This is a genomic window from Leucobacter sp. gxy201 (genome assembly GCF_051043335.1).
Classification (GTDB): domain Bacteria; phylum Actinomycetota; class Actinomycetes; order Actinomycetales; family Microbacteriaceae; genus Leucobacter.
The window spans coordinates 360514-373266 of the sequence record NZ_JAMXWS010000003.1 but is presented as its reverse complement, the minus strand read 5'-3'; the positions used below and the strand labels follow the sequence as shown (position 1 = coordinate 373266).

Annotated in this window: 13 protein-coding genes; 5 read left to right on the top strand and 8 right to left on the bottom strand. The window is 72.3% G+C overall.

Translation table 11 applies throughout. From position 1 onward, the window contains the following. Positions 1-118: 118 nt before the first annotated feature. The 4 genes from pheT to NHL51_RS06835 are packed head-to-tail and all read right to left on the bottom strand — an operon-like array spanning position 119 to position 6427. The gene (gene pheT, locus NHL51_RS06850) at positions 119-2686 is read right to left on the bottom strand and encodes a phenylalanine--tRNA ligase subunit beta (RefSeq protein ID WP_434142668.1); all 2568 of its coding nucleotides are present in this window, start codon (positions 2684-2686) and stop codon (positions 119-121) included. After that, the gene (gene pheS, locus NHL51_RS06845; protein WP_434142667.1) at positions 2686-3735 is read right to left on the bottom strand and encodes a phenylalanine--tRNA ligase subunit alpha; all 1050 of its coding nucleotides are present in this window, start codon (positions 3733-3735) and stop codon (positions 2686-2688) included. Before pheS ends, pheT begins: the two co-directional genes overlap by 1 nt. A gap of 6 nt (positions 3736-3741) precedes the next feature. Continuing rightward, positions 3742-5637: a 5-oxoprolinase/urea amidolyase family protein gene (locus NHL51_RS06840; RefSeq protein WP_434142666.1), complete on the bottom strand. Its 1896-nt coding sequence runs from the start codon at positions 5635-5637 to the stop codon at positions 3742-3744. 1 nt (position 5638) lies between these two features. Beyond that, on the bottom strand, positions 5639-6427 hold the full coding sequence (locus tag NHL51_RS06835) for a LamB/YcsF family protein (protein ID WP_434142665.1): 789 nt from the start codon (positions 6425-6427) through the stop codon (positions 5639-5641). 147 nt (positions 6428-6574) lie between these two features. Between NHL51_RS06835 and NHL51_RS06830 the strand changes: the two genes are divergently transcribed. The 4 genes from NHL51_RS06830 to NHL51_RS06815 all read left to right on the top strand — a co-directional run bounded on the left by NHL51_RS06830 (position 6575) and on the right by NHL51_RS06815 (position 9836). Beyond that, positions 6575-7249 carry a hypothetical protein gene (locus NHL51_RS06830; protein ID WP_434142664.1) on the top strand — a complete coding sequence of 225 codons (675 nt, stop codon included), beginning with the start codon at positions 6575-6577 and terminating at the stop codon, positions 7247-7249. A 97-nt stretch (positions 7250-7346) separates the two neighbouring features. Further along, positions 7347-8021 carry a copper resistance CopC family protein gene (locus NHL51_RS06825; RefSeq protein WP_434142663.1) on the top strand — a complete coding sequence of 225 codons (675 nt, stop codon included), beginning with the start codon at positions 7347-7349 and terminating at the stop codon, positions 8019-8021. Then, complete coding sequence (locus NHL51_RS06820; protein ID WP_434142662.1) at positions 8018-8578, top strand: copper chaperone PCu(A)C; 561 nt, start codon at positions 8018-8020, stop codon at positions 8576-8578. The genes NHL51_RS06825 and NHL51_RS06820 overlap by 4 nt, the downstream gene beginning before the upstream one ends. Further along, positions 8565-9836: a Dyp-type peroxidase gene (locus NHL51_RS06815; RefSeq protein WP_434142661.1), complete on the top strand. Its 1272-nt coding sequence runs from the start codon at positions 8565-8567 to the stop codon at positions 9834-9836. The genes NHL51_RS06820 and NHL51_RS06815 overlap by 14 nt, the downstream gene beginning before the upstream one ends. Positions 9837-9938: 102 nt before the next feature. Here the strand turns inward: NHL51_RS06815 and NHL51_RS06810 are convergent, their stop codons facing one another. From NHL51_RS06810 to infC, 4 genes are all read right to left on the bottom strand, one after another. Continuing rightward, entirely contained in the window at positions 9939-10742 is an 804-nt protein-coding gene (locus NHL51_RS06810; protein ID WP_434142659.1) for a TrmH family RNA methyltransferase, read from the bottom strand. 106 nt (positions 10743-10848) lie between these two features. Continuing rightward, entirely contained in the window at positions 10849-11232 is a 384-nt protein-coding gene (gene rplT / locus NHL51_RS06805; RefSeq protein WP_434142658.1) for a 50S ribosomal protein L20, read from the bottom strand. A gap of 37 nt (positions 11233-11269) precedes the next feature. Beyond that, the gene (rpmI, locus tag NHL51_RS06800; RefSeq protein WP_434142657.1) at positions 11270-11464 is read right to left on the bottom strand and encodes a 50S ribosomal protein L35; all 195 of its coding nucleotides are present in this window, start codon (positions 11462-11464) and stop codon (positions 11270-11272) included. An 81-nt stretch (positions 11465-11545) separates the two neighbouring features. After that, the gene (gene infC, locus NHL51_RS06795; RefSeq protein ID WP_434142655.1) at positions 11546-12157 is read right to left on the bottom strand and encodes a translation initiation factor IF-3; all 612 of its coding nucleotides are present in this window, start codon (positions 12155-12157) and stop codon (positions 11546-11548) included. A 212-nt stretch (positions 12158-12369) separates the two neighbouring features. Here infC and NHL51_RS06790 point away from each other — a divergent pair, with 212 nt between their 5' ends. Continuing rightward, entirely contained in the window at positions 12370-12735 is a 366-nt protein-coding gene (locus NHL51_RS06790; protein WP_434142653.1) for a DUF1844 domain-containing protein, read from the top strand. Positions 12736-12753: the final 18 nt, after the last annotated feature.

The following is a 12753-nucleotide window of genomic DNA, read 5'->3' as shown; positions in this document are numbered from 1 at the left end:
CGGCACCGGCACCGAAGGGAGCTGCAGGCCACGAGGCGCTCGTGCAGAACGCCGGTCGGGGCGCCGGGAATCCCGGCTCCCCCGACCGGCGCCCCTGGCAGCGCATCGGGTCGGCGGGCTACTCGCGCAGGTGCGCGTCGAACGCGGTCTCGGCGGCGGCGACGCCCGCGAGCTTCGCCTCGCTCGCCTCTTCGGCCTTCAGCGTGCGGTCGGCGGCGCGGAAGCGCAGGGCGAAGGTCAACGCCTTCTCGCCCTCGACGATGCCCTGCCCCCGGTAGTCGTCGACGATGCGGGCGCTCTCGAGCAGCTCGCCCGCACCCGCCACCACGACGGCGAGCACGTCTCCGGCGGGAATGTCGGCCGAGACGACGAGCGTCAGATCCTGTGTCGCCGCGGGGTAGCTCGACAGCGGTGCCGGCTGCGGCTCGCGCGGGGCGAGCTCGATCAGACGCTCGAGGTCGAGCTCGAACGCCGCGACGCGGCCCGGCAGGTGGTGCCCCTGTACGAGCTCGGGCAGCAGCTCGCCGGCGACGCCGATGACTTCGAGGCCGCCCTCGTCGCCCTCGACGTCGTTCGCGACGCGCACCGAGATCTCCGCGGTTCGGCCGGGGTGGAAGGCGCGATGCGATCCCTGCGCGACCACGATCTCGGCCGAAACGGCGGCAGCGATCGCGCGCACCGCATCGAGCGCGTCGGCCCAGTCAGCTTCGCGTTCCGGTGTGCCCGGCTGCTTCGCGACGGCGTCGCCGAGCAGCAGGCCGGCGGCGCGGCGCGGCTGGTCGGGGATCGACTCGTTCAGTTCGGCGAGCACCTCGTCGTTCGGCAGCTCCGCGAGCGGCGGCACGAAGTCGGTGCCGAGCCGGGATTCCGCCGGCACGAACACCGAACCGAACTCGACGAGCGCGAGATCGGTAACTCCGCGCGACACATTGCGCTGGGCGGCGCCGACGAGGCCCGGCAGCAGTGAACGGCGCATGAACGAGTGCTCGCTGTCGAGCGCGTTCGCGAGGCGGATCGCGGCGACCTGCTCGCCCGGCTCGCCCTCCTCGGCCCCGGCGCCGAAGGCGTCGAGCTGCGCGCGCGACACGAACGGGTAGCTCTGCACCTCGTCGAGACCGGCGGCCGCGATCGAGTTCGCCGCGCGGCGGCGCAGGCGCTGCTCGCGGGTCAGACCGCGACCGGCGGGCGCGACCGGCAGCACTGTCGGGATGCGGTCGTAGCCGACGATGCGGGCGACCTCTTCGACGAGGTCGGCGGCGCGCGACAGGTCCGAGCGCCAGCTCGGCGGCGCGACGAGCAGTTCGCCGTCGGCGCCGTCGGCGACCTCGCAGCCGATCATCGCGATGGCGGAGCGGATCTCGGCCTCAGTGTAGTCGGCACCGGTGAGTCCGTTCACGCGGGCGATCGGCAGCGAAACCTGCTGCGGCTCGCGCGGCTCGACGATCTCGGCGCCGAGCGCGCTCTCGGTGCCGCCGGCGAGCTCCACGAGCAGATCGACCATGCGCTGCGCCGCGGCGCGCGCGACGAGCGGGTCGACGCCGCGCTCGAAGCGCTTCGACGCCTCGCTCGGCAGCTTGTGCCGGCGCGAGGTGCGCGCGATCGACACGGGGTCGAAGGCGGCGGCCTCGATGAGCACGTCGACGGTGCTCTCGCCGACTTCGGTCGACGCCCCGCCCATGACGCCGGCGAGGCCGATCGGGCCGGACCCGTCGACGATCAGCAGATCCTCGGGGTCGAGCGCCCGCTCCTTGCCGTCGAGCGTGACGAGCGTCTCGCCGCTCTGCGCACGGCGCACCGTGATGCCGCCGTCGAGCTTCGCGAGATCGTAGGCGTGCAGCGGCTGGCCGAGTTCGAGCATCACGTAGTTCGAGATGTCGACCGCCAAGGAGAGCGAGCGGATGCCCGCGAGCTGCAGCCGCGCGACCATCCACGGCGGGGTCGGTCGCGACGGGTCGATGCCGGTGACGACGCGGGCGACGAAGCCGGTCGCGCCGACGCGGCCGCGGATCGGCTGCGCGTCCTCGAGCGCGACCGGGAAGCCCTCGGGCGTCGCCGGGGTCACGAGCCCGGCGGGGTCGGTGAAGTCGCGGCCGGTCGAGTGGCCGTACTCGCGCGCGACGCCGCGGATCGAGAAGGCGTAGCCGCGATCGGGCGTGACGTTGATCTCGACCGCGCTGTCGTCCATGCCGAGCAGCGGGAGCGCGAACGCGCCGACCTCGGGGTCGAGGCCGAGGCGCGAGAGCACGATGATGCCGTCGTGATCCTCGCCGAGCGAGAGCTCGCGCGCCGAGGCCATCATGCCATCCGAGACGTGGCCGTAGGTCTTGCGCGCCGCGATCTCGAAGCCGCCGGGCAGCACCGAGCCGGGCAGCGTCACCACGACCTTGTCGCCGACCTCGAAGTTGTGCGCGCCGCAGACGATGCCGCGCACGTCGGCTCCCCCGTCGGCGGCCTGCCGGCCCTCGGGCGCGACGCGCACCTGGCACCAGTTGATCGTCTTGCCGTTCGACTGCGGCTCGGGCTCGCGCGACAGCACCTGGCCGACCACGAGGGGCCCGCTCAGATCGAAACGGCGGATGTCCTCCTCCTCGAAGCCGACGCGCACGAGATCGGCGTGCACCGACTCGGGCGTCGTCCCTTCGGGCAGCGCGACGAACTCATTCAACCAGCTCAGCGGAATACGCATCAGACCAGCCCTCCGAACTGACGATTGAAACGGACGTCGCCCTCGACCATGTCGCGCATGTCGTTGAGGTCGTGGCGGAACTGCAGGGTGCGCTCGATACCCATGCCGAAGGCGAACCCCTGGTACTCGTCGGCGTCGATCCCTGCAGCGGCGAGCACCCGCGGGTCGACCATGCCGCAGCCGCCCCACTCGACCCAGCGCGCGCCGCCCTTGGCGTTCGGCTGCCACACGTCCATCTCGGCCGACGGCTCGGTGAACGGGAAGAAGTTCGGGCGCAGGCGGATCTTCGCCGCTTCGCCGAACATCTGGCGGGCGAAGTGCTCGAGCGTGCCGCGCAGGTGGGCCATGGTGAGCCCCTTGTCGATCGCGAGGCCCTCGATCTGCTGGAACACCGGGGTGTGCGTCGCGTCGAGCTCGTCGGTGCGGTAGACCCGGCCCGGGCACACCACGTAGACCGGCAGCTCGCGGCTCAGCAGCGAGCGGATCTGCACCGGCGAGGTGTGGGTGCGCAGAATGAGGTGCCGGTCGGCGGGCTCCACGAAGAAGGTGTCCTGCATCGCGCGCGCCGGATGGTCGGGGTCGAATCCGAGGGCGTCGAAGTTGAACCACTCGTGCTCGAGCTCGGGGCCCTCCGCGATCTCCCAGCCCATGCCGATGAAGATGTCGGCGGCCTCGTCCTGCAGCTGCGCGAGCGGGTGCCGGCTGCCGATGCGGGCGCGCACGGGCGCCCGGGTGACGTCGACGGTCTCGGCGACGAGCCGCTCGGCCGCCTCCTTCGCGATGAGCTCGGCCTCGCGCCCCTTGTAGGCGCCCTCGATGCGGCCGCGGGCCTGGCCCATGAGCTTGCCGGTCGCGGCCTTCTCGTCCTTCGGAACCTGCCGCATCTGCGCGTTGAGCTGCGCGATGGCGGAGGCGTCGCCCGAGTGCTCGGTGCGCGCGGCCTTCAGCTCGGCGACGGTCGCTGCGGAGGCGAATGCGGCGAGCGCGGCCTCGACGGCGGCCTCGACGGCTTCCTGATTGATCGGATGGGTGCTAGGAGTGTCTGACACGAGGCTCTATCTTACCCGTTCGAGCGCGCGCACGATCTGCCGCACGATCAGCTCGAGGGGCCGCCGATCACCCGCGCTCGCGGCGGCGTCGAGGGCTGCGGCGAGTGCACCGGGTATCACGACGGCGCGTCTGCGCCCATCGACCTCGAGCACCACCTCGACGCGCTCGGGCGCCTCCGGCCCGGGCGGGGCGCCGTCGTCGAGCGGATCTCCGATGCCGTCGGGGTCCACCGCGGCGAAGCGCACCTCGGTGCCGGGCCGCAACTGGGCCGCGCGGTCGAGGTCGGCGTCGACGACGGTGCCGATGACCGGGTAGCCCCCGGTCGTGGGGTGGTCGGCGAGGAAGACGAGCGGCTGCCCGTTCGGCGGCACCTGGATCGAACCGTGCACCATGCCCTCGCTCGGCAGTTCGCCCGGTTTCGCGCGCTCGAGCGGGGCGCCCGCGAGCCTGAGCCCGATGCGGTTCGAGCGCGAATCGATCTGCCAGCGCTGCGCGGCGAACGAGGCGAGGGCCTCGGGCGCGAACCAATCGTCGCGCGGGCCCGGCACGAAGCGCAGCACGGGGCGCGGGTCGGGTCGCCGCGGGGAGGCAGGGGCAGCTCGGCCCGGGAAGGTGGCCGCGGGCCGAGCTGCGGTCGTTTCACCAGGGATCGCCGGGGCCGGGTCCTCCGCGAGTTCGAGGCGGTCGCCCGACGCGAGGGGCGGCGGCCCGAGTCGCGACAGGCTGTCGTGCGCGGCGCTGCCGAGCACTCGCCGCGCCGCGATGCCTCCGGCGATCGCGAGCACGCCGCGCAGGCCGTGCTCGGGCGCGGCGATGCGCAGGGTCTCCCCGGTTCCGAGCGCGAACGCTGCGCCCCAGGGCGCGTGGCGGGCGCCGTCGATGAGCGCGGCGGATTCGGCGCCGTCGAGGGCGATGACGAGCGGCCGCTCCGCCGTGATCGCGAGGCCGCCGTTCAGGAACTCGATCGCGGTCGCGCTCTCGGCGTTGCCGACCGCTCGGTTCGCCCGACGCAGGGCATCGCGGTCGAGCGCGCCCGAGGCGACGACGCCGATCGCGGCGTTGCCGGGCCGGCCGAGATCCTGCAGCAGCGCGAGCATGCCGGTGCACTGCACGGTGCAGGCGGCGGGGGCGTGCAGGTGCTCGTCCGGCTTCGGAGCAGCGGCGTGCTCGGCGGGCCCGGCGGGCGGCGGTGCCTCGGGCGCGATCCGCCCGTCGCGAGCAGGCAGATCGACGCGCTCGCGCACGGCGGTGAAGCGCACGCCGTCGCCGGGCGCGATGAGCGCCGGGCGGGGTCGCGTCGCATCCCAGATCGGGGCGTCCGTGCGGCCGATCAGCCGCCAGCCGCCGGGCGCCTCGGCCGGGTACACGGCCGAGTACTCGCCGGCGAGCGCGACGGAGCCCGCGGGCACCGCTGTGCGGGGCGAGTCGAGGCGGGGCACTCGCAGGCGCGGGTCGCCGCCCACGAGATAGGCGAAGCCGGGCGCGTAGCCGCCGAACGCCGCGCGCCAGACGGTTCGCGTGTGGGCGGCGACGACCGCCTCGCGGCCGAGCCCGGTGAGGCGGGCGACTTCATCGAGGTCTTCGCCGTCGTAGCGCACAGCGATGTCGTGCACGATCGGCCCGCCCGCGCCATCGCCCGGGCGTTCGGCGATGCGGCCCGCTTCCCGCACGCCGGCCGCCGCGCCCGCGCCGGCGACCGCCGCAACGACCGCCCGCACCGCTGCGCGGCTCTCGCAGACGACGAGCACCGTGCGGCTCGCCGGCACGATGTCGATCACGCCCGAGACTCCCAGCTCCCGCACGACGGCCGCGAACTCGAGCACCCGGTCGAGGCCGGGCAGGTCGTAGATGACGGCGCGGTCGCCGACGGCCCGGTGCTGCGCCGCGGGGCGGATGCTCATGTCAGCCCGATGCCCCGCTGCCGATGCCCGCGATGCGCACGCCGGCGGCTTCGATCCCTGCGCGGATGCGGTGCGCCAGCTGCACCGCCTGCGGGTTGTCCCCGTGCAGGCAGATGCTGTCTGCAGCGACTTCGATCTCGGTGCCGTCGATCGCGGCGATGCGCCCCTCGATCGCGATGCGCACCGCCTGGGCGATGGCTGCGTCGGCGGGCAGGATCGCGCCCGGCGCGCCACGCGGGGCGAGCGTGCCGTGCGCCGTGTATCCGCGATCGGCGAAGGCTTCGGAGACGGTGCGCAGTCCGCTCGCGCGCGCGACCCGTTCGGCGACCGAGCCGTGCAGCACCATGAGCGGCAGCCCGTCGTCGAGCTCCGTGATCGCGCGCGCCACGGCCCGCGCCTCGTCCTCTCGCACCGCGATCGCGTTGTAGAGGGCGCCGTGCGGCTTCACGTAGCGCACGCGGTCGCCCACGCTCGCCGCGATGCCCTGCAGTGCGGCGACCTGGTAGATCACCTCGTCGGTGAGCTCGTGCAGGTCGTACTCGATGCGGCGGCGGCCGAACCCGACGAGGTCCCGATAGCCGGGGTGCGCGCCGATCGAGACGCCGCGGCCGGCGGCCAGGCGGCAGACCGTGCGGATGCCGTGCGGGTCGCCCGCATGGAATCCGCAGGCGATGTTCGCGCTCGACACGGCTTCGAGCACGGCGGCATCGTCGCCGACGGAGTAGTGCCCGAACGATTCGCCGAGATCGGCGTTCAGGTCGATGGTGGCGATGTTCGATCCCCCGCCCATGTTCCGCCCTCGCAATTCTTCGGTGCAGCCGAGACCCCCGGCCCCGAACCGCACGACCCTCATTTCGATGTCCGCCCGCCCGCTACGGGCGACCGGGAGCCTGCGTCTCCACACTATCCTCACCGACCCGATCGATAGGATGGCCGCATGAACGGGTCGCGTGCTGTCGTGCGCCCGCGCGGTTCCCTGACGGGCCGGGCGCGGGTCGCAGGCCCCGACCGTTCCGTACGCACCCTGCGCGGCATCGCAGGTTCGATGATCGCTACGCTGTTCGCCGCGACCTCGCACGCGGCCGCGGGCGGCGAGATCACCGGGCTGGCCGTGCTCGTGACCGCGACGCTCTCGCTGCCCTTGTGCGTGCTGCTCGCGGGCCGGGTCGCCTCGCTCTGGCGCCTCGCGGTCGCGGTCGGCGGCTCCCAGTTCCTCTACCACTGGGTCTTCGCGGGCCTCGGCGCCGGTGCCGGCGCCCCTGCGGGCGGCACTCCGATCCCGCTCCACGCCGCGCACCTCGAGGCGCTGCAATCGTTCGCGCCGACCGCGACCCCCGCGGCGGCCGGCACCGCCATGTGGGTCTGGCACGCCGTCGCCGCCGCGCTGACCATCGCGCTCGTGCATCGCGGGGAACGCGCGGCGCTCGCCCTGCTGCGGCTCGTGCGCCGCGCAGCGGTTCCCCGCTTCGACTTCGGCGCCCCGACGGCTCCCCGATGCTCCCGGCCCCGGCTCTCGCCGGCGCCGCCCTCGGCGCTGCGCGACCGTCTGCTCGGCATCGCCGCCATCACGCACCGCGGCCCGCCCTCCGCCGCCCAGAGCATCGCGCTCTGATTCACGATCCCCTCTCTTCCGAGCCGACCCGGCCGCGCTATCGCGCGCGCCCCGGGCGGCATCGACCCGGGCACGCCCGGAGAAACTCAGGACACGCATGACTTCCATCCAGACCCCCCGCCGTTCGCCCCATCCCGCGACCGGCCACTCCGCATCGCATCGTCTTGCGCGCGCCGCGGGCGCGGCCGCGCTCGGCCTCGCCGCGGTCCTCGGCGCCGCCTCCCCCGCGCTCGCTCACGACGAGCTCATCGCGACCGACCTCGTGGCCGACGCCGAGGGCGCCCCGGAGGCCATCGAGCTCCGCTTCAACAACAGCATCGTCGAGGTCGGCACCGAGTTCATCGTGGAGTCGCCCGACGGCGCCGACGCGACCGACGGGCCCGCGCAGGTCGCCGGCCCGGCGGTGACCCAGCCGCTCGCGGCAGACCTCGCGCCGGGCGAGTACCGCGCCGCATGGCGCGTCGTCTCGAGCGACGGCCACCCGATCGACGGCGCATTCGGCCTCGTCGTCGCCGCCGATGGCACCGCCTCCCTCTCCGAGAGCGCTCCCGCGACGGAGAGCTCCGAGGAGCACGGCCACGACGGCGAGACCGCCGATGCCGAGGAGCCTTCGAGCGTACCCGTCGGAGCACTCATCGCCGTCGCCATAGGCGGCGCCGCCGTCATCGCGGGCGGCATCGCCGCAGCGACGGCGGGGCGCAGGCGCCGCGCCCGGGGCATGGCCGCCGATGCGCAGGCCGGCGCGGGCGACGAGCAGGGCGGCCGAGCATGAGCGCGGGCCGTCTCGTACTGACCGGCGCCGCGCTCGCCGCCGCGCTGCTGCTCTCGGCCTGCGGCGGAACGAACGATGCGCAGAGCCCTGCGGCGTCGATGCCGTCCGAGGCGAGCGATGGGTCGCTGCGTCTCGCCTCGGTGTTCATGGCCGACGGCTGGGCGAAAGCTGCAGACACCGGCAGTATGACGGGGCTCTTCGGCACGCTGCACAACGACAGCGACCGGGACCTGACGATCAGCAGCGTCGAGACCTCGGCCTCCGAGAGCGCGGAGCTGCACGAGGTCACCACCGACGGCCGTATGCAGCGCATCGAGGGCGACGTCGTGATCCCTGCCGGGCAGAGCTTCGAGCTGGCTCCCGGCGCGAACCACATCATGCTCATGGGACTCACGAAGCCGCTGCTCGCCGGTGACGACGTCAGAATCACGATCGTCTTCAGTGATGGCGCCGGCATCGACGTCACCGTGCCGGTGAAGGACTACGCTGGCGCGAACGAGAGCTACGACGAGGCCGCCGGCGGGCACAGCGCCGACGCCGGCGATGGCGGGCACTGAGGTCGACCGCCGCACGCTGCTGAAACGCGGGGCACTCGGCATCGGCGCAGCCGGTGCCGGGGCCCTGCTCGGAGCCGGAGGGGCCGTCGGCTCGCGCGCACTGCGCGACGCCGCGGCTCCCCCGGCGCCCGGCGGTGCGGCGACGGCGGATACGGTGGCCTCCACGGGGGCCGGCGGCGACCTCGCCGGTTTCGGCGGCGAGGCCCTCGATTGCCACGGCGAGCACCAGGCCGGGGTCACCACCCGGCCCGCCGCTCATGCGGTCTACGCAGCGTTCGCACTGCTGCCCGAGACCGACGCGGCGGCTCTGGGGCGCTTGCTCCGCGTACTCACCGATGACATCGAGGGGCTGACCTCGGGCGCGGGGCCGCTCGCCGACCCGGAACCCGAGCTCGCGGCACGACCCGCCCGCCTCACGGTGACGGTGGGCGTCGGGTCCGAGTTCGTCGCCCGTGCTGGCGCCGACGTACCCGCTTGGCTCGCTCCCCTGCCCGCGTTCTCGCGCGACCGGCTGAGCGGAGCGTACGACGGCGGCGATCTGCTGCTCATCGTTCAGGCCGACGACCTGCTGCCGGTCTCGCACGCTCTGCGCATGCTGGGCCGCGATCTGGCGGGCTTCGCCCGACCGGTCTGGACCCAGCGCGGCTTCCGCCAGGCGCGGGGTGCCGAGGGCGATGGCGCGACCATGCGCAACCTGATGGGTCAGATCGACGGCACGGTGAACCCGGCTCCGGGCGAGGACGACTTCGACGGGCTCGTCTGGCTCGGGTCCGAGGCCGGGCCGTTCGAGGGAGGCAGCGCCTTCGTACTGCGGCGCATCCGCATGGAGCTCGATGCCTGGGACCGGGTCGATCGGCCGGGCCGGGAGCAGTCGATGGGTCGGCGCCTCGCCGACGGGTCTCCGCTCAGCGCGCCCGCGGAGACCGCGACCGAGCGCACGCCGGTCGACTTCGATGCGAAGAACTCCCTCGGGTTGAGCGCCATCCCGCTCGCGTCGCATATTCGCCGAGCGCACTCGACCGACCCGGTCGAGCGCATATTCCGCCAGGCGATGAACTACGACGACGGGGGCGAATCGGGTCTGCTGTTCGGGTGCTACCAGCGCGATCCGCTGACGCAGTTCGTGCCGATCCAGCAGCGGCTGGACGAGGCCGACCTGATGAACGAGTGGGTGACGCACACGGGTTCGGCGGTCTTCGCGATCCTGCCGGGCTTCCATCGGGGCGAGCGTCTGGGCGATTCGCTCTTCGCAGGCTGAACCGTCCGGCGTTCCATATGCGATCCGCCGGTGATATGCCGCGCACTCATCGGGCGGCGCATCACCGGCGGATCGCATGCGGTGGGGCGGCGGCGGACGAGGCTAGGCGCGCTGGGCGAATGCCGTCTCGTAGAGCAGCACGCTGGCGGCCGTCGCGAGGTTCAGCGACTCGGCCGCCCCGTAGATGGGAAGCTTCAGCGCGCGATCGGTGAGCGCGCGATCGGCCTCAGTGAGGCCGTGCGCCTCGTTGCCGAACACCCAGGCGACGGGGCGCGCGAGTTCGGCGCGCGACTCGACCAGATCATCGCCGTGCACATCGGCGGCATAGCTCGTGAGCCCCGCAGTGCGGGCGATGTCGAGTGCGGCGGCGAGCGAATCCGCCAGGGCGACCGGCAGATGGAACAGCGACCCCGTGGTCGAGCGCACGACCTTCGGGTGGAAGGGATCGATGCTCTCCCCCGCGAACACGACGGCGTCGGCCCCAGCCGCGTCGGCCGCGCGCAGCACGGTACCGGCGTTGCCTGGGTCTCGGATCTCGTGCAGGATCGCCACGAGGCGTGCACCCGCCAGTGCACCTGACAGCGCCGTCTCGGGCATGCGTGCCACCGCGACGACGCCCTGCGGGTGCACCGTGTCGGCCATCGCCGCGAGCACCTCGTCGGTGGCGCGGTCGATGCGCACCCCGGCGTCGGAGGCGAGGCGGTCGATCTCGTGCTGCCACGGCTCGGTTCCCATGGTCGCGTACACGACCTCGGCGAGCTCGGGCCGGTGCGCGAGCAGTTCGCGCACCGCCTGCGGCCCTTCGACGAGGAAGCGCTGCTGCTCCCGGCGATCCTTCTTGCGTGCCAGCGCCGCCGCCCGCTTCACTCGCGGGGCCCGGGGGTTCTCGAGAATCGTGTCGTTCACCCCTCAAGGGTAGCCTGACGCCCCGCGGGGCGGGATCGCGTCGGCCGAAACGCGAGAACCCCGTGGACCCGAAGGCCCGCGGGGTTCTCGAAAAGAGGGAAGACGCTTACGCGGCCTTCGGCGCCGAGGTGTCGGCGGGGAGAGCGTTCTTCGCGACCTCGACGAGCGCTGCGAATGCGGTGGGCTCGTTGGTGGCGAGCTCCGAGAGCATGCGACGGTCGACCTCGACACCGGCGAGCGCGAGGCCCTGGATGAAGCGGTTGTAGGTCAGGCCGTTGGCGCGGGCGCCCGCGTTGATGCGCTGGATCCACAGACGACGGAAGTCGCCCTTCTTCTTGCGGCGGTCGTTGTACGAGTAGACGAGCGAGTGGGTGACCTGCTCCTTCGCCTTGCGGTAGAGGCGCGAACGCTGGCCGCGGTAGCCCTCGGCACGCTCGAGGATGACGCGACGCTTCTTGTGGGCGTTGACGGCCCGCTTTACTCTTGCCATTTCAGTTCTTCCTTAAGAGTTCGTTGTGGGGCCGTGCTCAGTGGCCGAGGAGCTTCATCGCCTGCTTGGCGTCGCCCTTGGCGAGCACCTGCTCGGCGTTCAGTGCACGCTTGCGCTTCGAGGACTTGACCTCGAGGTTGTGGCGCATACCGGCCTGCTGCTTCATGAGCTTGCCGGAGCCGGTCAGCTTGAAGCGCTTCTTGGCCCCCGAGTGGGTCTTCTGCTTGGGCATCGATTTCTCCTTGTTGTGGTGCGCGCCGCACGGGGCGACTGCGTCTTGCGCGACGGGGCGACCGTCGCAGATCTGTGTGGCTCAGGCGTCCTGCGACTTGTCCGCGCGGCGGTTCGCCTTCTCTTCGGCGCGGCGAGCGTTCTGCTCGGCCTTCGCCTCCGACTTGTTCTTCACCGGGGCGATGACCATGACCATGTTGCGGCCGTCGATGCGCGGGTTCGACTCGACGGTGCCGTACTCGACGATGTCCTCGGCGAACTGCTGCAGCAGGCGGACGCCCATCTCGGGGCGCGACTGCTCGCGACCGCGGAACAGGATCATCGCCTTCACCTTGTCGCCCTGCGACAGGAAGCCGATGGCGCGCTTCGTCTTGGTCTCGTAGTCGTGCTTGTCGATCTTCAGACGGAAGCGGACCTCTTTCAGGACCGTGTTCGCCTGGTTGCGGCGGGCTTCCTTCTGCTTCTGGGCGGCCTCGTACTTGTACTTCCCGAAGTCCATGATCTTCGCGACGGGAGGCTTCGAGTTCGGGGCTACCTCGACGAGATCGAGATCTGCATCCGCTGCCAGGCGCAGGGCGGTATCGATCGGGACGACCCCGACCTGCTCGCCACTGGGACCAACCAGTCGCACCTCGGGGACGCGGATTCTGTCATTCGTACGGGGATCGCTGATCGCCGGCTCCTCTGTTCTCATGGTTCGGGCGTTCCGGTGGGAACGACGGACGGAGATCAGGGCCGCGCACGCGCTGCACCCGCACCCTGAAGCTGCCGTGACCGGCGGGGTGCCAACTACCCGGTAACCTTGAAGCTGGAACCGGGTGGGAGAATCTCCTCTTCCGCATCTCGGCAGATCGCCGAGAACCGAAACGATATTAGCACAGTTTTCGTCGCAACAGTCAGGACAACATGAACGAGCACATCGCCGAGCAGCCGACCCTCGATTCCGAGGCGGCCCAGGCCGCACGCGACATCGCCGAGGTGCCGGCGGTCGAGATCATCACCGCCGCGTCGGTCAACCTGCTCAGCGCGGCCGCCATCAAGTGCGGCCTCTCGGACGATCCCGAGAACGAGACCGATCTCGCCGAGGCGCGCAAGCTCATCAACGCGCTCGCGGGCCTCATCACCGCGGCGGCTCCGGAGATCAGCGATTCGCACGCGCGCCCGCTGCGCGACGGCCTGCGTTCGGTGCAGCTCGCGTTCCGCGAGGCCTCGGCGATCCCCGACGAGCCGGGGAAGGGACCCGGTGAAAAATACACCGGGTCGGTGATCTGAAAACCGATCCCGAGACGG